Here is a 20194-nt window from a genome sequence, read left to right on the forward strand (position 1 = left end):
TCATGAAACCAAGACAAATTGTTAGTGATATGGACTCATATGTTCCTGGAAGATCACAAGATGAAATTGCTGCAGAATTCGGATTGAAAAAAGAGGATATTATCAAATTGGGATCTAATGAAAATCCTTGGGGTCCGTCTCCAAAGGCTATTGAAGCTATTAAAAATGAATTGGAATCCATTAACAGATATCCTGAATCACAACTTAAGGAGTTAGTTCATTTAGTTGCCGATTATTCTGATGTTAAAGATTCTCAGGTCATAATAGGTGGTGACGGAGCTGATGAAATCATTGATGTTTTAGCTAAAACATTCATTGAACCTGGTGATGAATTTATAGTGCCTTTGCCTTCTTATATGTATTATGAATATTTATTGCAGCAATATGGCGCTAATCCGGTTTATGCAAAATGGGATTTGGATAAAAATGTTTTGGATATCGATTCAATCTTTGAATGCATTTCTTCTAAAACAAAAATGATTTTCTTGTGCAGCCCAAACAATCCTACAGGAACTTTAATTGAAAAGGCAGATTTGGTTAAAATAGCCAGTGAAAATCCGGATATCTTGATTGTTATTGATGAAGCATACTTTGAATACTCTGAAGTGACTAATAAGGGTTTGATTGATGAATATGATAATATTTTTATTATCAGAACAATGTCCAAGGTTTTGGGTCTTGCGGGAATGAGAATTGGTTATGGTCTTGCATGCGAGGAAATCATTGAATATATGCATAGGATTAAACCTGTATTTTCTCTAACAAGACTGTCTTATGTTGCGGCAGTAAATACATTTAAAGATAAGGATTACATTGAAAAATCAATTAAAGACGGGATTGAAAGCAGGGATTATTTGATTGATGAATTATCAAAAATAGAATCTCTTAATGTATTTCCTTCCAAATCCAATTTCATTTTGATTGGAGTTAAGGATACTGGTTATACTGCAGCGGAAATCACTCGTGAATTCATGAAAAGAGGAATTATTGTGCGGGACTGTACTTCATTTAAAGGTTTGGATGAATATTGGATAAGGATTAGTATTTGTACAATGGATGAAAATAAAAGGTTCATTGAAATTGTTCATGAGGTAGTTGACTAATGTATGTGGGTGGAACTTTAATCTCTTCTATTGAATTTCATGGAAATATGTCTTTGGTTATTTTCATGTCCAAATGCCCTTTGGCTTGCAGATATTGCCATAATGTGGAATTATTGGAAGATGATACTGAAAAAACTTTTGAGGAAATAAAATCTGAAATTGATAATGCTGCTGACTTTATTGATGCTGTTGTATTGTCTGGTGGAGAGCCATTAATGCAATTGGATGCATTGATTGAATTGTTTACATATATTAAAAGTATTGGTCTTAAAACCAAATTGGATACCAGTGGAATATATCCTGATAAAATTGAAAAGCTATTGGATTTGGGATTATTGGATTTTGTATCTTTGGATGTTAAGGCACCTTTTGAAAAATATCGAAAGGTCACTGGTGCAAATGTGGGTTCACAAGTTAAAAAATCAATGAGGCTTTTAAATAATGATGATAATGTTCATCTAGAGGTAAGAACTACTTATGTTCCAACCCTTCACACTAAAAAGGATATTTATAATCTAGTAAATGATGTTGAAGGAGATATTTACACTATTCAGCAATTTAGAAATAAGAATGTTCTAGATCCTGCTTTGGAAAAAGTGGAAGTTCCAAATCCTCATGATTTAAGAAAATTGGCTGAGCAGATTAAGCCGTTATTTGATGGTGTTGTTAAAGTTAAAACAGGAGAATTTGGGGAGCAAATTATTGAATAATACTGGAGGTTCAAAATGCCAATATTATCATTTTCTAGTAATGATATTGATGTAATCACAGGTAAAAAGAGAAGGACTATTCGTAAACTTTGGAAATCTCCTCTTAAAAAAGGTGACCGATTATATTGCTACTGGAATCTAGTTTCAAAGGAAAAAATGAAGATTTTTGAAGCTATTGTCACTGATGTTGAAGACATTTCTTTTGATGATATTATTGGTAATGATGAAATTGCACATGATGAAGGTTTTGCAAACTCAGATGAAATGCTGAAAGAGTTTAAAAAAATGTATGGCGGTCGTGTGAATCCATCGGATAAATTCCAAATCATTTATTTTGAGAAATTGGATATTGATGATTGGAAAGGAGACAAAATCGATGAGAAATCCATGATCACTAAACGTGCAGATATTCTTTTTGACAGTGGTAAGTTTGATAAGTCCACAATGTGTTATGATGCAGCTTTAAGAATTGACCCGAATGATGTTTATCTTTTAAATAAGCAGGGGGATAATCTTTCAAGGCTTGGTCAATTTGATGATGCTATTAAATGTTATGACAGAGCATTGTCAGTTGAACCGGATAATGAATATATATTAAACAATAAAGCTATTGCTCTTTTAAATGCAGGTGACTTGGAAGGTGCCCTAAAAGCAAGCACCATTGCTTATAATTATTCTCCAAGCAGTCCTATTGTTTTGTATTGGAGAGGATTTATTTTGGAAGTCCTGGGTGAATATGATAAGGCATTAAGGGTTTATGATAAACTTATTGTTATCGATGGTGAAAATCCAGAAGTTTGGAATGCTCGGGGAAACCTTTTAACGGATATGGGTCGTTTAGAAGAAGCTATTGAATCTTTTGACAAGGCGGTTGAAGTTTGTTTGGATGACTCTGAAATGGATGCCGATGCTATTAATAGGATGGGTAATGCATATATTGATTTGGGAAAACTGGATGAAGCACTGGAATGTTTTAATACGGCCATTTCCTTAGAAAAAAATAACATTGACTTTTTATTGAATAAAGGTGTTGTATTGATGGAACTTGGAAAATTTGAAGAGGCTGTAGACAGTTTCAATAAAGTGTTGCTTAGAAGCCCTGACAATGAGGATGCATTTTTCCTAAAAGAAGAATGTTTGGATAACTTCTAATGTAGATGTGAACATTTATTTTATTTATTTTTTCTTTTACTTTTGATTTAATTAAAAAAGTAGTTTATTAAATTAATAGTTTTTGTAGGTGTGGTCTTTTTTTCATTCAAAAAATTAAAAATTATTGAAGTAAAAATTACTTCAATTATTCTTTGTATTTTTTAATTAAACTGATACCCCATTCAGTCATTTCGTCTGCTTTTTCCTGACTGTCACTTTCAGCGAAACATCTGAATATTGGTTCAGTTCCTGATGGTCTGATAATCACCCAACCATCGTCTTTTAGGATTTTAACACCATCAGTTAAGTCTAATTCAAAGTCAGTAGTGGTTTTGATTTCATCAGCTATTTGTGTCATGACTGATTGCTTTTGATCATCAGGACATTCGATTTTCATTTTACGTGCATAGTATACTGGAAGTTCAGCCACTAATTCGGACAGTGATTTTTTCTCCAATGCTAAAGTCTCTAAGATTTTAGCTACAGTCATTACTGCATCTCTTCCATAAACAAAGTCTGGGAAAATTAAACCTCCGTTTTCTTCACCACCAAATAATCCTTCTTTTTCATGCAATTCACGTGCAACAAGTAAGTCTCCAACAGCAGTAGCTATTACTTCACCATTATATTCATCTGCAATATCATAAATTGCCTGGGATGTTGCGACAGTAGTAACAATGATTCCGCCACCGTTTTCCTTAAGCATTTGTTTTTCAACGAGGGTGAATGTTTTATCTCCTAAAACAAAATTACCTTTTTCATCGATACAGATAGTTCTGTCAGCATCTCCGTCATGAGCAATACCAATATCTGCACCTAATTCTTTTACAACAGAAATCAATTCCTGCAAGTTTTCTTCAATAGGCTCAGGGTCACGACCAGGGAATGATCCGTCTGCTTGGCAGTTTAGAGTTGTTACTTCACATCCTAATTTACGAATTAAATATGGTGCTGTATAAGCCCCTGCACCGCTTCCACAGTCTACGACTACTTTTAATTTAGCTTCACGAATTGCTTCAGCATCAACTTTGGATATTGCTTCGTCAACATATTCATCAATGATTTTATCGTTATGGTAAACTTGACCAATTTCATGCCATTCTGCTCTTTTCGGTTCATTGTCAAAGTATAATTCTTCGATAGCCAAATCCATTTCATCAGGAATTCCAATACCGTATTCATCTAAAAATTTAATTCCATTATATTTTGGAGGGTTATGTGAAGCAGTAATCATTACTCCACCATCATAATATTTACGAACAGCATATTGAACACCAGGTGTTGGCAGGATTCCTAAATCCACAACATCACAGCCTGATGATAAAAGCCCAGCCTTTACAGCTTCCATTAACATTGGGCTAGAAGTTCTTGTGTCTCCACCAACTGCAACGGTACCTTGAATTTGAGTTCCATAACATGCAGCAAGTCTTGCAGCAAATTCTGGAGTTAATACATCATTTGCAGTCCTTCTAACACCAAAAGTTCCAAATAATCTTTTTTTATCTGACATTTTAATAATTCCTTATAATCTTAATTAAGTTTAAATTTGGTTTTTTATTAATAAATAACTATTTATTTTATCACCATTTGCATCATGAAAAATGTCAATTTTGAAAATATCTTTTTAAATATTCCTAATTTTATTTCCGGTGCAAAATCATAATTGATTAATTCGGTTTCATTCCAATACTCTTTGTCCTTTTCAATTGAATTTTGTGATTTTGCCATTGTTTTCCATACATCAAAAAATATGATATCATTTAATTTTGGAGAATGGAGTTTTTTAGTTGTTACATCCTTAAAGAATTGTTCTGAGGTTTTGCTGATTTTTGATTCATTGAAGTTTCCATCTCCAATGGCTTGTGCTATAATATATGTTTTATTAAAGCCCCAATGCCTTAATGTCTCATCGATGTATTTAGCCACATCTTTTTGTCCGGCTCCTGCTGATGTAACTACAATCAGTGCTTTTTTTGTGAAAAATCTTGGTCTGTGATATAGATATGCCGTGTGATCAAATAAATTTTTCAATAATGCAGTCACATTCATTGCATAAACAGGGGAGCTGATAATCAGTCCGTCGCATTCGTTTATTTTTTGGATAATTGGATTGATTTTATCAAAATGTGGGCATTTCTCTTCTCCTTTCATAATGCAGTTCTGGCATCCGATACACATTGGAATTTCTTCATTTAGTAAATTAATTTCTTCAAATTCTCCTTCAATGTTGTTTTTGGCTATTTGTATTGCTTTATATGTATTTTGTTTTCTCGGTGAACCGTTAATAATCAGATATTTCATTTTTACACTCTCACAATTTTATTGTCTTTTATATTAATCTCTCTTTTTGACTGAATTGTAAATTAATTTCATTTGGATTTCGCTTTTTCTTGCAAGTTCCTTTAAAAACTTTTCATCATCTTCAGGATAGTTAATTATCACATGTTCAATTAGTAAGTATAATCCATAATAATAGAAAGACTCTGCTAACTGTTTTGAGTTGCAATCTCTTTTAATCAATTCCTTTTCTTTCATCAAATCAAAAAGAGCTATCCATCCATTTATGGCCGCATCAACAATTGCAGTTTTTACAAATTTTCTGATTTTTTCATTGTGGTATGTTTCAACAAAAATGATTCTGGTGATTTTCATCATTTTGACATCATTTAATTTGGATGTATAAAGATCCACACCTGCTTTATAGAAATATTCTAGGCTTTTGTCCAGATTGTCGCTTGCTTGGTTAAGTGGAATTTCATCTTTTGTCATTTCATTAATATAATATGCTAAAATCGCATCCAATATTGATTCCTTGCTTTTGTAATGATTATAAATTGAACTTTCCTTTATTCCTACTGCACTGGCAATTTTGCGTATGGATACTCCATCATATCCGTATTCCGAAAAAAGGGCAATGGATTTTTCAAAAATTTTTTCTTTATTGTTCATAACTAACACTTGTTAGTTTATTATAACTTATATCACATATAAAACTAACGATTGTTAGTTTATAATTTTCAAACTGTCTCCGCTTGATAAAACAATTTCCATTTCATTGTTGTATTCAGTAATCTTTCCAACAACATTGACTTTCTTATTCTTGAAATCATTTATATCCAGATTATTTGTCTGCATCTGCGCTATTTGGCTTTCAAATATGATTAATGGCATCTGTCCTGTTCCGTCATTTATTGTTAAAAAATAACTGCTTCCGCTTTTTGAGGATTTGATTTCAGTTACAACACAGTTAATGCTGACTTCCTCATCAATCATGGCACGTGTCACATCTTTAATTTTAACCTCTTTAACTTCAATTGAGGGGGTAAATAAAATTAGTCCGATTAAACCTATTAAAGAAGTAACCAAAGCTATTTTTAATAATTTATCGTCTGTAATTTTCATAAAATTTCTTTTAATTATTGAAATTAATAAATTGGATAGGATTTAATCTGGTTATATTGTATGGTGAGGTTATTTTGTTTTCATTCAGTATCTTCTGTTTCGCCAGTTGTCTAATTTTCTTTTCTTTTCCTGGTCGGTATCGATGAAACTGTATTGCCCCTCGTCCCCGTAGTTTGAAAAATGAAACATCTGGCTGAATGAGCTGCAATAATCATCAGGATCGGTATTTTCACCTGTCATTTGGCATATCATTCCGTAAGCGGAACCTAAACGATGTGTAATCCAATGGCTGCAGTTTTCACAGATGCTGTCACCGGGATCTATTTCGTCTTCTTCATCATCTTCCTCGTTCATATAATCATAATAATCAAATTCTTCGTCTTCTTCTTCAATATCAAACTCATCTAATGTTTTTCCGCAATTACACGGGTACTTTTCATCAACAGGACAATCACATTCCGGACAAATTATTGTATCGACTGAAAATCCACAAACAGGACATTCTGATTGAAAATCTGTATCGTATTCTGTTCCGCAGTTAAGACATTCCATTTTTATCACTTTTATTGTGCTTTATACATTGAAAGCAGTCTTTCAACTGTGTCAACATCCATAGGTCCCTTATCTTTTCTTATATTTTTAACAACAGGGAACCTTAAAGAGTAGCCGGTTTCATATTCTGGAGATTCGACAATTTCAGAAAAAGCAATTTCTAAAACAATTTTTGGTTCAACAACAATTTCACGGCCTTTTGTTGTTATTTCAATTTCCTTCATTTTCCCGGTCAAATACTCCAAAGTAGCATCATCAAGACCGGTTGCAGCATAAGCTACAGTTTTAAACTCGTCATTTTCATCCCTAAGTGCCACAAGGTAAGACCCTACAAAATCCCCTCTTTTGCCGATACCATATGTTCCGCCGACAATTATCATATCTAATGTTTCAGGCTCTGCTTTATACTTAAGCATTTTTTTGCCTCTAATTCCTGGAATGTATGGTTCTGATGCATCTTTAATCATGATTCCTTCGTGGTGGGCGGCAATGGATGAATTGAATAGTTCTTCTATTTCATCAATGTTGTCAGGTGTTCCGATAATCATCGTGCTTAGGTTCATTTCATCAACTGATGTATCGACAATATTTTCTAAGGTTTCTCTTCTTGTCATTAACGGCTCATCAATCATTGGCTCCTTATAGTATAATACATCAAATAGGTATAATTTCAATGGAACATTTTCCATTGCTTCTTCAACATTGTATTTACGCCTCACCCTATGTAAAATATTCTGGAATGGTAAAGGTTTGCCGTCTCTTGTAGCAATAACTTCTCCCTCAACGATATAGTCGTCATGGGGAAGATATTCATCAAACAGTTCGACGATTTCCGGAAGGGCATGTGTGATATTTTCCAGTCTTCGTGTAAATATTCTGATTTCATTACCGTTTCTGTGAACCTGAAGGCGAATTCCGTCATATTTTGTCTCACAGATTGCAGTACCCATTTCAGGAATGATTTCTGCAACAGGCAGTGATAATTGGGCAAGCATTGGTTTAACAGGTGTTCCTGGAGTCAAGTTAAGTCTTGATAATCCACTTGCACCTTCCAAAAGGGCAGTTCTTGCTACAACTGAAAAATCATTGGTTAGCATTTGAGCTCTTTCAACGACTTTTTTATCAATATCAAAAGCCTGTGCTATTGCATCACGGACTATGCCGTCACCAACGCCAATCCTCAACTCTTCAGTAATTGTTCTGGTCAAGTATTTTGCTTCAGTAGCTGAAGCCTGTGATAATAATTCTAAAATGATTGAAATTTTACGATTAGTAGACCTTGAACCGCTTATCTTTGACAGTTTCTGCAAGCTATCAAATACGAAATTAATGGTTAATGGCTGTGAAAAGAAAGTCATCTGGGACTTTTTAGAGTACAATTTTATGCATGCAAGACCAATGTCTCCTTCATCTCGAACTGCATCTTCAACTTTTGCCTGTGTGGTTCCAACAGCTTCTGCAACAGCTCTTTCAACAAGTTTTGCACCAATACCAATTTCTTCTGAACTCCATGCCGGAAAAACTCCTCCCAAGAGTAACAATCCAACTTTTCCAATGGTATCAGCATCCAATTTTTTAAGATATTCTGCAATAATATCTGTTTTTTCTAAACGTTTGGTCGTTGCCTCTAAAGCAGAATAAACATCTACTAATTCCTGATATTTCATTAAAAATCGCCTTTTGCTATTTTTACTGCACAATATTCTCCGCACATTGCACACATTTCATCATCGTCCAGTTCGCATTTATCACGATATGTTCTTGGTTTTGATTTATCAAATGCTAAATCAAACTGTTTTTCCCAGTCAAATTCTTTACGGGCTTTTGCCATTTGACGTTCCCTCATCCATGATTGTGGAAGTCCTCGTGCAACATCAGCAGCTTCTGCAGCTATTTTTGATGCAATTACTCCTTCTTTTACATCTTCAAGTGAAGGAAGAGATAAATGTTCTGCAGGAGTTACGTAGCAAAGGAAGTTAGCTCCGCTGCTTGCAGCTATTGCACCACCGATTGCTGAGGTAATGTGATCGTAACCTGGAGCCAAATCGGTTACCAATGGTCCGAGGACATAAAATGGGGCTCCATGACATATTGTTTTTTGAATTTCCATATTGGCTTTTATTTGATTCATTGGCATATGTCCAGGTCCTTCAACCATGACCTGAACGTCAGCGTCCTGTGCTCTTTTAACAAGACCGCCTAAATTGACCAATTCTTGAATTTGGGGGATATCGCTCGCATCAGCCAAACATCCTGGCCTGAGTCCGTCACCTAATGATAATGTAATGTCATATTCATAGGATAATTCCAAAAGATAATCGTAATTTTCATATAATGGGTTTTCCATTTTGTTGTGCTTAATCCATGAGGCCATAAAAGTACCTCCACGACTGACAATTCCCATCATACGCTTTTGCTTTTCTAATTTTGAAACTAAATCTTTAGTGATGCCGCAGTGAAGTGTCATGAAGTCAACTCCTTCACGTGCCTGATTTTCAATAGCTTTAAAAATGTCGTCCGGGTCCATATCAACGATTTCTTTTCCTTTTGATAAGGTAACAACTCCTGCTTCATAAATTGGGACTGTTCCGATAATAACATCAATGGCATCCATAATCTTTTGTCGGAATAATTTTAAATCTGAACCGGTTGATAAATCCATTATTGCATCTGCACCATACTCAACGGCTAATTTGGCTTTATTTATTTCCAATTCCAAATCATCGATTTTTGATGAAGAACCAATGTTTGCATTAATTTTTGTTGAAAGCTCCTCACCAATACCGCAGGCTTTTGCATGGCTATTAACATTTTTTGGAATAACAACTTTTCCATCCGCTATTAATCTAGCTAGTTTATCAACTTCAATATTTTCCTGTTTTGCAACATCTTTCATTTCTTGAGTGATATTGCCTTTGATAGCTTCACTTTTTTGAGTCAATATTTTCCCTCATTTATAGTAATTTCATTAAAGATAATTTTGTACATTAAAGTATTTATTATTTTTATCGGATATTTTAAATTAATGGATATGGGTGAGTTTCTCTTTTTAAAGGATAATCTTTTGCTGTTAATGCTTTGCCTATTTTTTCAAGTCTGTTATCTAAAAATTCACGACCTTTTTCAGTAACTGCAAAAAGAGGTACTTTTGAACCTGAATAATAAACTTCTTCTTTTTCAGCATAATCCCTAATTTTATCGCTGGCACATGCAGTTATGACATCTGCATTCTTAAATGCAATTTCTACCTCTTCATCGCTTGCATTTGTAGTATGCGCGACAAAAATATAGACATTAACATCATCTGGAAGAGGATACTCTCTAAGTTCGAGTATTGTTCTTGAAGGCAAAATTGTAACCGCTATGTTTTTATAACCTTTTTCAATCGCCATTTCTAATCCTTTAATCGGGTCTAAATCTGCAGTGTCCGGATTTAATACATTTTCTTTTCCTACTTTTTCAATAACTTCTGGTATTGCCGTAGTACTGATTAATGCAGACACTCTGCCGCCGACGCCCTGGATTATTTCAGGGTCTGTTATCAATAATGTTCCAACACCTTCACAAACCCCAACAACACAATCGATTTGGCCTAATTCTCTATTGGTTTTTAATATTTCTGAAATACCAAAAGACATCATATCAGGCATTTTGACAACTCTTTCTTTTGTACACATGCCAAATTCACGAATTCTTTTTTCCATATTCCATTTAATGTAGTCTTTATCGAGCTTTTTTGCATTGTCAATTTTATCAAAAAGAGGACAGTATTCAACTAGAGGTTCTCCTACAGACACCACTTCTCCATTTTCTATTACTACTTTTGTTTTTCCAAGTGCTTCTATAACATGATGATCTTTGACCATACTCTCACCTAATCTTACTATAATTTTTAAATTAATTTAACTTTTGTATTTGAATAGTATGTTTAGTGCAAAATGATAAAATTATACTAATGAATGTTAAATTTCATTGGCAATGTTTTTGTATTAATTACATTTTGAATTAGAATTCAAAGGGTATTTTGTGATTTGTTTTGGTTGAAATAATGAAAATAAAGTTTTTTTATCAATAATTTGTGGGGTGATTTTGATTTTTAAAAATGAGAAAAATTGGATAAAAGCCTATTTTTTATCCATAATAATATAATAAAAATCTCAATAAATTTTTCTCCATTAACTATTTTAAATCATTGCTTGAAATATATTATTGGAGGAATTTAAATTAAAATTATATTTTTTGATACAGAAACTACTGGATTGGATTGCATAAATTCTAGAATCATTGAACTTGCAATGTTTACTTTGGAGGATGGAGTAATAACTGAGGAATATGATAAGTTCATTAAAATAGATGAACCGATTCCGCCGAAAATAACTCAAATCACAAGCATCACTGATGAAATGCTTAACAGTGAAGGAGTTCCTGAAGAGGTCATAGCTGATGATTTAAAGCAAAGACTTACAGCAGATACTTTGATGATTGCTCATAACACTCCTTTTGACTTGTCATTTATTTACTATCTTTTAAAAAGACATTTTTCTGATGAAGCTGATGAGATTGTAGCTAACTTGAATTGGCTTGATACATACACAGTTTTTAAAGACAGAAAGGCATATCCTCATAAGTTAATTGATGCTGTTCACTATTATGGTATTGAAGAAGTTAATTTCCACAGAGCCATTGATGATACAAAAGCTTTGTATGAGGTTACTAAGGCTCTGAAAAATGAGCGTGATGATTTGTATGAATACATTAATGTTTTTGGATACAATCCGAAATATGGTGTTAACGGCATGAAATTCTCATTCATAGAGTATAAGGCTCAATATTACTGTAATAGTTTAAGGCCTAGTGATGAGATTTTGCCTAGAAAATAAGAGGAGGAGTAAGGAAGTGGTGAGCTTCCTTACATATATTGGACTAATTGTTCATCTGCATTTTCTGCAGGCTTCACTTTTTCTATAGCTTCTTTGAAATATTTGTTTGGTATTTCAGAAGCTTCTATGTCATTTCTTAATGTGAGCATTGCTGCTTCACGACATACGGCTTCGATATCTGCTCCGACATATCCGTCGGTACTTTTTGCTAATTTTTTAAGATCAACGTCATCTGCCAAAGGCATGTTCTTGGTATGGACTTCAAAGATTGCAATTCTTGCTTCCTCTGATGGGGTGTCGACCTTAATATGTCTGTCGAATCTTCCAGGTCTCATTAATCCAGGATCAATAATGTCTGGTCTGTTTGTTGCTGCAATTATTGCTACATCTTCAAGTTCTTCCAAACCGTCCATTTCTGTTAATAGCTGATTAACAACTCTTTTTGTCACACCGCTGTCAGAATCATTTCCGCTTCGAGTACTTGCAATGGAGTCAATTTCATCGAAGAATATTACTGTTGGAGCAGTTTGTTTTGCTTTTCTGAATACTTCCCTAACTCCTTTTTCGGATTCTCCAACCCATTTGGATAGGAGTTCCGGACCTTTGATTGAAATGAAGTTTGCTTCACTTTCACTAGCCACTGCTTTTGCAAGCAAGGTCTTTCCTGTTCCAGGAATTCCGTAGAGCAATATTCCTTTAGGAGGTTTAACGCCCAGTTTTTGGAAGTTGTCGGGATATTTTAAAGGCCATTCGACAGCTTCTTTCAATTCCTGTTTGGCATCATCAAGTCCACCTACATCATCCCATTTAATGTCTGGAACCTGCACGAGAACTTCTCTTAATGCGGAAGGTTGAATTTCTTTTAGTGCGGATTTGAAGTCGTCTTTTGTTACAATGATTTTTTTAAGTACGTCTTCAGGAATTTCTTCATCACTTTTTATTTCAGGAAGGATTCTTCTAACTACTCTCATTGCCGCTTCCTTACATAATGATTCCAGGTCTGCTCCTACAAATCCATGTGTTGTAGTTGCAAGTTTGTTCAAGTCAACATCTTCAGCTATTGGCATGTTTCTTGTGTGAATTTCAAGTACTTCTCGTCTTTCGTCAGCATCAGGAACTCCGATTTCGATTTCTCTGTCGAATCTTCCAGGTCTTCTGAGTGCTGGGTCAAGTGAATCCGGCCTGTTTGTTGCACCGATAACAACGACCTGTCCTCTTGATTTAAGACCATCCATTAATGTTAATAATTGTGCAACGGTTCTTCTTTCAGTTTCACCGTTTGTATCTTCTCTTTTTGGAGCAATAGCATCTAGTTCATCAATGAATATGATTGATGGGGAGTTTGCTTCCGCTTCTTCGAAGTATTCTCTTAAGTTTTCTTCAGATCCGCCGACGTATTTGCTCATTATTTCCGGCCCGTTAATCAATATGAAATGGGCATCACTTTCGCTGGCTACTGCTTTAGCCAGTAATGTTTTACCGGTTCCTGGAGGTCCATGCATTAATACACCTTTTGGTGGAGCAATTCCTAATTTTTCGAATAATTCCGGTCTTTTAAGAGGAATTTCAATCATTTCTCTTACTTTTTTAACTTCTTCTTTAAGACCTCCGATATCTTCATAGCTGACATCTACGAGGTTGGTTACTCCTTCAAGTTTGCTTACGTCAACTGGGGATTCATGAAGTTCCACTTCGGTGTTTTGTCCGACGACGGTTATTCCGCCAGGCTGGGTTGATAATACTGCAAATCTGATTTCTCTCATTGCAGGGGTAAAGTCTAGCAATTCATCAAATAGGCTGTTAAATCCTGTATTTGGTCTTGGAGCCCTGATTTGAGATCCAATTATGTCTCCTTTCATCATTACTTTACCCATGAATAAACCACGCACATCTCCTTGTACGCGGATGTTATCTTCAGTAGGTGCTAAAACTACTTTTTTAGCTTCCACAGCTTTTGCTTTTTTGATTGTCACTTCACCACCGATGGTAGCTCCGGAATTTTTACGAACTAATCCGTCAATCCTTATAACTCCAAGGCCGATGTCAGTTTGTGAAGGGAGTACAATAGCAGCGGTTTTTTTATCTCCGTTAATTTCAATAATGTCTCTTTCATTCAATCCTAATTCTTCCATTACCTTAGGATCAATTCTTGCAATACCTTGACCAATTTCCCTTTGAGAAAGTGCTTCTGCGACTTTTAAAGTTTTTTCATTTTGAGTCATAGATATCATCTCCGTATAATTTTTATTAGTATGATAAGAAATTCGACTGCCTTTTAGTGCAGTCATGTCAGTTTAACTTTGACAAATATAGTGTGTATGTTTTACTATATAAAGGTTTCGGTTAAAAAAATTTTTTAAAACAAGTTTATAATGCTTTATTTTTTTAATTCTTTTTTTATTTTATTTATTTTTTATTTTTTATTATTTTATTATTTTATTTTAAATTTAAAAATTGTTATTTATTCTTTATATTTAATTTTAAAATTTAATTACTTTTTATTACTTTAATATTTGTTCGATATAAAACGAACAAATTTCTATTGTTAAAAAAATAATAATCTGATTGATGGAATTATCTTAAAACACCACCAAATCCTGTTAAAATACTTTTCACGTTGATAAATGCCTCTTTTGATAGTGCGTTAACTGTGAATGTTAAGCTTTCATATCCTTCGTCAATTTGAGGGCCCTGATAAATGTCTGTCAAAACAACTTCAGTAACATCTTCAACGTTTTCCAATGTTTCGACAATGATGTTTGGAGTAACTTTGTCGTTAAATAGGCAGCTGATTGATTGCTGTTTTTCTTCAATGTTATCTAATTTCCATTGATGCAGTTCTTCACTGTTCAAAACTTCAATATTGGCTATACGAAGTCTTGTTCCATTGTCTAAAACTGCAGTTTTATCCTCTATTTTTTCCAACACTCCAATATGCACTTTTCCTGAATAAATATGTTTCAGTGCTATTTCATTTCCGATTGATTTTTTCAATATGTTAAATTCATGGCTTAGCGCATTGATTGCCTTGTCACTTCTACCTAGTGCATTTTTTGTATCGCCCATATTTTTTGTTGCTTTGATTGCAATTTCAACAAATTTTTTATCATCATTTGCATTAATTGCATCTTTCAGTTCAAGTGCAGCTTCACAAAATGTGTTTCTTATTTTTTCTCCGTTGTTGTTTGTTGATTGTATGAAATATGTTAAATATGGGTTTTGTGAAACGATACGTGCAATCATATCAATCATCAGGTTATATATTGGGCTTTCATAATTCTCTGTTTCTGTAATGTCCACTTTTAGCTTTTCCATGGCTGATGCAGTGGAAATAAATGAAAAATGAGTTAAAACCTGGACAATACTCATCATATAGTCATGATGTTCTGCGGTGGTTTCTATTACTCTCATGTTTTTGCCTGACAGGTAATCATATACCTTTTTGTACCATTTTCCTTTTTCAGGTGCTGTCAGTACAATAACCTGATTGTCAAGTTCTGTTGTTCTTGGACCAAAAACAGGGTGTGTTGGAATATATTCTACATTGCTTGGTAGATTTTCTTGCATTGCCTTTAAAGGTTCTTCTTTTACTGAAGTCACATCTATCATTAGAGAACCTTTTTTCATGAATGGTGCGACTTCGCGAATAACTGATGTTGTGGAATTAATTGGAACGGATATTACTAATATATCACTCATGCCTGCTAATTTTTTGTTTGATTCAATATATTCAACATTCATTTCGTCTGCAACGTTCTGCCCTTTTTTGTGATCCCTGCCGCTTATAGTTACATCAAATTCATCTCTAAAGTAATAGATTAATGTTTTTCCTAATCCATCACTTCCACCAATTATTCCAATTTTCATATTAATAACTTTAATAAACATTATTTATATAAATAATTATCAATGAAAATCGTTAAACAAGATACTAAAGATGGAATAATTGAGGTAATTCCTGAAACATTGGATGATTTATGGCATTTGTCCCATATAGTTGAGGTTTCAGACAATGTTTCATCAAAAACAACCCGTCGAATTCAGGATAATACTGGAGATAAATTAAGAAGTGACCGGGGGGTCAAAAAAACTTTTTATTTGGGCATTGATGTAGAAAGTATTAATTTTCATTTATTCACAGGTAAATTAAGATTGACTGGAGTTATTACTCGAGGTCCTGAGGACTTAATCCCTTTAGGTTCACATCATACTCTGGAAGTTAAGTTAAATACTCCTCTAACAATAAAGAAATTGAAATGGCCAAAATGGGCATTGAAAAGGTTAAAACAAGCTATTGATGCTTCTAAAAAATTATCTGCGATAATTGTTGTAATTGAGGATGATACTGCAACTTTGGGTCTGATGAGACAATTTGGTATTGAATATTATGGGCCAGTTAAAGGAAACATCTCTGGAAAACGCATTTTGGATAAAAATAGGAATAAAAACATTATAAAATTCTATGAAAGCATTATAGATTCCATTAATAAATTTGATTCAATTCAAAATATAATCATTGCAGGACCGGGATTTTATAAAAACGATTTCTATGATTATATAAAGGATAAACATAAGGATTTGGCATCAAAATCTATTATTGAAAGTACTGGTACTGGTGGAAGAGTTGGAATCCATGAAGTGCTGAAAAAAGGTACTGTTGAAAAATTAACTGTTGAAAACAGAGTCGCCAGTGAAATGGGTGCTATTAATGGCCTTTTGGAAGAGATTGCTCAAAATTCATCTAAAGTAGCATATGGATTAACTGAAACCACTAATGCCATTAACTTAGGTGCTGTTGAAAAATTATTCATATTGGATAAAATGGTTGCAACTAATAATTTAGGCCAGCAAATGGACATGGTTGAAAATATGAAAGGAGAAGTCATGGTTATTAGCAGTGAACATGATGGTGGTAAGCAATTAGAGAGTTTGGGTGGCATTGCAGCTATTTTGAGATATGCGTTATCATAGATTTTATATATGATTATAATTATAACTTATAAGTAATAAATTGAGTGAGAAAATATTATGTATGTATCGATGGTTTATGCATTTATTTATGTTTTTATAGTTACTGCTTTAGGAACACTTTTTGTAGATGCATTGTTTAGATTTCTTGGTAAAAGAGGATTTTTAGGAAACTTGTTTCCTAATGTGAGAGGTGGAATTCCTCGTGGAGTTGGAATTATTCCATTTATTGTGTTATCTTTTTATTTACTGCCAGGATATAATGATCTTGTTTTAATCATCGGTATTTGTGCTTTTATTGATGATGTTTTCGGTAGAAGGAAGTTCAGTTTTATGAATATAGAAATCGGCCAGTTTTCAAGAGGAATCGGTATGATTCTTGTAATGATTCTTGGTTTTATTCATGGATTCGGATTATCATCAATCATTATTGCATTTCTGATTCAACCGTTGAACATTTCCGATATGCAGCCAGGGTCCTGTGCAATGGTAACTATGGTAATGTCTATAGTAACTATAATCTGCATGGTTATTGCAGGATCACATCCCGTTGCAGAGCTTCCTGCAACTTATACTCCATTGTTAATATTCGTTGTCTGTCTGGCTTATTGTCCTCTTGATTTTGCAGGAAAAATCATGTTGGGTGAAGTCGGAAACCACACTTTTGCGGTGGCTTTAGGTATTGCATTTTATTTGACTGGTGGGTTCTGGTGGACTCTCTTACTTGCAATATTCACAGTTCTATTTACAGCATTTGTTAGAAGAAGCACTCTTAAAGTATTCTTCAGACAACGTTTAAGATTGTTGAATCCTACTTTCGGTGATTATATCATGGATGTTTTAACCGGAGGAGGATTGGGTGATTTATTTAGAAAATGGATTCTTAAGGATAAGCAATATGAAGTTAATAATGAAATTTTAATATCTTTGGGTTTTAGAAGACTATTGTTTAATCCTCATGCAGTTCACACAGATGGCTTTGTTCAAAAAGAACCACAATCTATTGGGAGGGTTCGTTAAATGAATGCATTAGTCATTATCACAGGTAGAGGCTTGGGGGGAGATGCAGTTGTTGCATATAATGTGATATCTGCTCTTGAAAAAAAAGGTGTTCACTGTGAAATAGCTCTTGATGAGTCTGCTCCAGGAACTATCTTTAAAAAGAATGGTTTGACTTGGCATAAGATTTCCATTCCTCAGGCGGGAGGCCATGCAGCTACCAAAGTGTCTTCTCTTAAAGCGGCTTTTAAAATGTTTACTGCCACTTTCAAAGCAAGAAGATTAATTAAAAAATTGGACGTTGATTTTGTTGTCGGCATTATCGGTGGTGGAGCTATTGTGGCTAGTGTTGGTGCTAAATTTGCTGGAAAACCATGTGCAACATTATGTTCTACTCCTTTAGATATGAAAGTTTGCCCTAAATTAAATCATACTATAATTTTGCCGGAATATTATTTATTCAGGGAAGATGTTTTGCCCGAAAACCTGTCTAAAACTTATTATCCGTTAAATGATGATGTAGATTCTGGTGATGGAAATATTGCATTGGAAAAACTTAAGGAATATTCATTATTTGATGAAAATAAAAAGACTATTCTCTTTTCTTCAGGATCATCTCTTTTTAAGGGCATGATTGAAGCTGCTAACAACTTTGTTAATTTCACTGATGAGTATAATGTCCTTTTGATAGGTTATCCTATGCATGATGAGTATGGGGATCTGATTAATCGGGATAAAATTATTTATTTAGGTTTTCTCGATTGGCTGAATCATCTTTATAATTATATAGATTTAGCTGTTTTAACTGATGATGGTGTGATGATTGAGGAACTTTTGGCATGTGAAGTCCCAATAGTCACTATAACTAAAATCAAGTGGGGAAGATATCACAATATGGAAGGTATCTTTAAAGGAGCTATTTTAGAAACAGATATTGAAAATGCTAATGAAACTATTTTAAATGCTTTTGAAAATTATGATTCAATTAAAGATCGTGCAGATATTTTTTCTAAAGAATTGTTGGATGCTAAACCTAAATTAGCACAAAAAATAATAGATGTTTGTGGTAAATAAATTATAACCACAAATTTTTAATGATTTTATAATTTGTATCCGTGGACGGATGTATCTCCAGGAAATTTGAATATTCATCTAATGGTGAGTCTATTCTCATTAAGTATGATAAATATGCAACATCACTAACTGATGATGGGGATATTGAGTTGATTTTTTTAATTCTATTATTTTCTTTATCAAATTCTATTTTTGCATAGCCAGTATCTCCGGTAAGTATTTTCCAAAATGCTCCAGGCCCAGCTATTGCTGGAAGTGCAATTGTTTCAGTTTCAACATCACCTATTTTTTCGTTTTCAACAAAACTGACTTCAGTGTTTAAACTTATGCTTTGAGGAACTGAGTTGTAGCTTATTTTATTTTTATAGTTAGCCATATTTCTTGCAGCACAAATTCCTTCCATTCTTGCTACTGGAGTTAATTGCCATCCTCCAGTAACATCGCCTGCAGCATATACATTGTCTCTGGATGTTTCCATAAAATCATTTACTTTTATTGTTTTGTCCGGATTAATGTCAACAAATCCTTCTGCAATTTCGGAATTAGGCACTCTTCCTGTTGCAAAAAATGGAACTCCTTCCAATTCATCACCATTTGTCAATATAACTTTGTTTTTGCTACATTCACTAATGTCGGTATGCTCTAAAACATTCACATCTTTCATGATATGTTTTAAAATATAATCTTTTGCATCTTCGTCAATCTCTTTTAGGAATTCACTTCTTACTATCACATTGACTTCACTGCCTAATGTTGAGAAGATGTTGGCAATTTCGCAGGCAATGATTCCTCCGCCAACAATATTTAGCTTTTCTGGAATATCATCTAATTTTAGAATGTCTTTATTTGTCAATCCATATTCGCTGCCTTTAACATCTGGAATGTGTGGTCTTGCTCCTGTAGCTATTAACAGATTGTCGTATTCAAGGCTTTCACCATTAACATTTACAGTATTTTCATCTATTGATGCTTCGCCATATATGACATTGTTTCCAACACTTTCATTTTCCATCTGATTTAATTTTCTCAGCAAGTCCTGTGTTTCTTTAATTTTTGAAACGATTTTTTCATAGCTAACATCAACTTGGCTTTTAATGAATCCATACTCGTTAAATCTTTTGTTGGAATCTATGAATTTAGAAATATCACTCAGTGCGCAAATAACCATGCATCCTTCATTTAAGCAGGTGCCTGCTATATGGTTTTTTTCAATTAGAGTAACATCTTCACCTAATTTGCCCAGTTCATAAGACCCTAATCTTCCGGCAGGGCCTGATCCTATAACAATATTTTTCACTTCATCACCTTTTAGATAATTTTATATAATATTTAATAGTATATTTATTTATTAATA

18 protein-coding genes are annotated in these 20194 nt (G+C 33.8%); 7 read left to right on the forward strand and 11 right to left on the reverse strand.

Going from position 1 to position 20194, the window contains the following annotated elements:
- Window positions 1-2 precede the first annotated feature (2 nt).
- Genes hisC through SM9_RS01560 form a run of 3 tightly spaced genes read left to right on the forward strand, consistent with a single transcriptional unit; the run spans window position 3 to window position 2965 of the window.
- On the forward strand, window positions 3-1103 hold the full coding sequence (gene hisC / locus SM9_RS01550; protein WP_058738467.1) for a histidinol-phosphate transaminase: 1101 nt from the start codon (window positions 3-5) through the stop codon (window positions 1101-1103).
- Window positions 1103-1813: an anaerobic ribonucleoside-triphosphate reductase activating protein gene (locus SM9_RS01555; protein WP_058738468.1), complete on the forward strand. Its 711-nt coding sequence runs from the start codon at window positions 1103-1105 to the stop codon at window positions 1811-1813. Before hisC ends, SM9_RS01555 begins: the two co-directional genes overlap by 1 nt.
- A 15-nt stretch (window positions 1814-1828) precedes the next feature.
- Entirely contained in the window at window positions 1829-2965 is a 1137-nt protein-coding gene (locus SM9_RS01560) for a tetratricopeptide repeat protein (RefSeq protein WP_058738469.1), read from the forward strand.
- Between the two features lie 145 nt (window positions 2966-3110).
- On the opposite strand, the gene glmM is transcribed toward SM9_RS01560, so the two are convergent.
- From glmM to SM9_RS01600, 8 genes are all read right to left on the reverse strand, one after another.
- Window positions 3111-4475: a phosphoglucosamine mutase gene (glmM, locus tag SM9_RS01565; protein WP_058738470.1), complete on the reverse strand. Its 1365-nt coding sequence runs from the start codon at window positions 4473-4475 to the stop codon at window positions 3111-3113.
- Window positions 4476-4537: 62 nt separating this feature from the next.
- Entirely contained in the window at window positions 4538-5266 is a 729-nt protein-coding gene (locus SM9_RS01570; protein WP_058738471.1) for a flavodoxin family protein, read from the reverse strand.
- 33 nt (window positions 5267-5299) lie between these two features.
- Window positions 5300-5914: a TetR/AcrR family transcriptional regulator gene (locus tag SM9_RS01575; RefSeq protein ID WP_058738472.1), complete on the reverse strand. Its 615-nt coding sequence runs from the start codon at window positions 5912-5914 to the stop codon at window positions 5300-5302.
- A 54-nt stretch (window positions 5915-5968) separates the two neighbouring features.
- On the reverse strand, window positions 5969-6367 hold the full coding sequence (locus SM9_RS01580; protein WP_058738473.1) for an OB-fold nucleic acid binding domain-containing protein: 399 nt from the start codon (window positions 6365-6367) through the stop codon (window positions 5969-5971).
- 84 nt (window positions 6368-6451) lie between these two features.
- Window positions 6452-6919 carry a hypothetical protein gene (locus SM9_RS01585; protein WP_058738474.1) on the reverse strand — a complete coding sequence of 156 codons (468 nt, stop codon included), beginning with the start codon at window positions 6917-6919 and terminating at the stop codon, window positions 6452-6454.
- Window positions 6920-6930: 11 nt separating this feature from the next.
- Window positions 6931-8586 carry an ATP-dependent DNA ligase gene (locus tag SM9_RS01590; protein WP_058738475.1) on the reverse strand — a complete coding sequence of 552 codons (1656 nt, stop codon included), beginning with the start codon at window positions 8584-8586 and terminating at the stop codon, window positions 6931-6933.
- Window positions 8586-9860, reverse strand: a complete 1275-nt coding sequence (gene thiC, locus SM9_RS01595; protein ID WP_058738476.1) for a phosphomethylpyrimidine synthase — start codon at window positions 9858-9860, stop codon at window positions 8586-8588. Before thiC ends, SM9_RS01590 begins: the two co-directional genes overlap by 1 nt.
- Window positions 9861-9936: 76 nt before the next feature.
- Window positions 9937-10785 carry a methanogenesis marker 8 protein gene (locus SM9_RS01600; protein ID WP_058738477.1) on the reverse strand — a complete coding sequence of 283 codons (849 nt, stop codon included), beginning with the start codon at window positions 10783-10785 and terminating at the stop codon, window positions 9937-9939.
- A 366-nt stretch (window positions 10786-11151) separates the two neighbouring features.
- Between SM9_RS01600 and SM9_RS01605 the strand changes: the two genes are divergently transcribed.
- Window positions 11152-11799, forward strand: a complete 648-nt coding sequence (locus SM9_RS01605; protein WP_269744802.1) for a 3'-5' exonuclease — start codon at window positions 11152-11154, stop codon at window positions 11797-11799.
- A 29-nt stretch (window positions 11800-11828) separates the two neighbouring features.
- Here the strand turns inward: SM9_RS01605 and SM9_RS01610 are convergent, their stop codons facing one another.
- Both SM9_RS01610 and SM9_RS01615 read right to left on the reverse strand, forming a co-directional pair.
- Complete coding sequence (locus tag SM9_RS01610) at window positions 11829-14021, reverse strand: CDC48 family AAA ATPase (RefSeq protein ID WP_058738479.1); 2193 nt, start codon at window positions 14019-14021, stop codon at window positions 11829-11831.
- A 352-nt stretch (window positions 14022-14373) separates the two neighbouring features.
- Complete coding sequence (locus SM9_RS01615; protein WP_083495803.1) at window positions 14374-15666, reverse strand: prephenate dehydrogenase; 1293 nt, start codon at window positions 15664-15666, stop codon at window positions 14374-14376.
- Between the two features lie 42 nt (window positions 15667-15708).
- On the opposite strand from SM9_RS01615, the gene SM9_RS01620 reads away from it, so the two are divergent.
- Genes SM9_RS01620 through SM9_RS01630 form a run of 3 tightly spaced genes read left to right on the forward strand, consistent with a single transcriptional unit; the run spans window position 15709 to window position 18840 of the window.
- A complete protein-coding gene (locus tag SM9_RS01620) occupies window positions 15709-16770 on the forward strand; it encodes an mRNA surveillance protein pelota (RefSeq protein WP_058738481.1) in 1062 nt (353 codons plus the stop codon).
- Between the two features lie 54 nt (window positions 16771-16824).
- The gene (locus SM9_RS01625) at window positions 16825-17787 is read left to right on the forward strand and encodes a hypothetical protein (RefSeq protein WP_058738482.1); all 963 of its coding nucleotides are present in this window, start codon (window positions 16825-16827) and stop codon (window positions 17785-17787) included.
- The gene (locus tag SM9_RS01630; protein ID WP_058738483.1) at window positions 17788-18840 is read left to right on the forward strand and encodes a glycosyltransferase; all 1053 of its coding nucleotides are present in this window, start codon (window positions 17788-17790) and stop codon (window positions 18838-18840) included.
- A 1-nt stretch (window position 18841) separates the two neighbouring features.
- Here SM9_RS01630 and SM9_RS01635 read toward each other — a convergent pair whose 3' ends face one another.
- A complete protein-coding gene (locus SM9_RS01635; protein WP_058738484.1) occupies window positions 18842-20137 on the reverse strand; it encodes an FAD-dependent oxidoreductase in 1296 nt (431 codons plus the stop codon).
- Window positions 20138-20194 lie beyond the last annotated feature (57 nt).

Origin of the sequence: Methanobrevibacter millerae, from assembly GCF_001477655.1 — an archaeon.
Classification (GTDB): domain Archaea; phylum Methanobacteriota; class Methanobacteria; order Methanobacteriales; family Methanobacteriaceae; genus Methanocatella; species Methanocatella millerae_A.

What these genes read in the sequence shown, in the direction of transcription:
- hisC (WP_058738467.1), top strand. Translation starts at nt 3, where the DNA reads ATGAAACCAAGACAAATTGTTAGTGATATGGACTCATATGTTCCTGGA.
- SM9_RS01555 (WP_058738468.1), top strand. Translation starts at nt 1,103, where the DNA reads ATGTATGTGGGTGGAACTTTAATCTCTTCTATTGAATTTCATGGAAAT.
- SM9_RS01560 (WP_058738469.1), top strand. Translation starts at nt 1,829, where the DNA reads ATGCCAATATTATCATTTTCTAGTAATGATATTGATGTAATCACAGGT.
- glmM (WP_058738470.1), bottom strand. Translation starts at nt 4,475, where the DNA reads ATGTCAGATAAAAAAAGATTATTTGGAACTTTTGGTGTTAGAAGGACT.
- SM9_RS01570 (WP_058738471.1), bottom strand. Translation starts at nt 5,266, where the DNA reads ATGAAATATCTGATTATTAACGGTTCACCGAGAAAACAAAATACATAT.
- SM9_RS01575 (WP_058738472.1), bottom strand. Translation starts at nt 5,914, where the DNA reads ATGAACAATAAAGAAAAAATTTTTGAAAAATCCATTGCCCTTTTTTCG.
- SM9_RS01580 (WP_058738473.1), bottom strand. Translation starts at nt 6,367, where the DNA reads ATGAAAATTACAGACGATAAATTATTAAAAATAGCTTTGGTTACTTCT.
- SM9_RS01585 (WP_058738474.1), bottom strand. Translation starts at nt 6,919, where the DNA reads ATGGAATGTCTTAACTGCGGAACAGAATACGATACAGATTTTCAATCA.
- SM9_RS01590 (WP_058738475.1), bottom strand. Translation starts at nt 8,586, where the DNA reads ATGAAATATCAGGAATTAGTAGATGTTTATTCTGCTTTAGAGGCAACG.
- SM9_RS01600 (WP_058738477.1), bottom strand. Translation starts at nt 10,785, where the DNA reads ATGGTCAAAGATCATCATGTTATAGAAGCACTTGGAAAAACAAAAGTA.
- SM9_RS01610 (WP_058738479.1), bottom strand. Translation starts at nt 14,021, where the DNA reads ATGACTCAAAATGAAAAAACTTTAAAAGTCGCAGAAGCACTTTCTCAA.
- SM9_RS01615 (WP_083495803.1), bottom strand. Translation starts at nt 15,666, where the DNA reads ATGAAAATTGGAATAATTGGTGGAAGTGATGGATTAGGAAAAACATTA.
- SM9_RS01620 (WP_058738481.1), top strand. Translation starts at nt 15,709, where the DNA reads ATGAAAATCGTTAAACAAGATACTAAAGATGGAATAATTGAGGTAATT.
- SM9_RS01630 (WP_058738483.1), top strand. Translation starts at nt 17,788, where the DNA reads ATGAATGCATTAGTCATTATCACAGGTAGAGGCTTGGGGGGAGATGCA.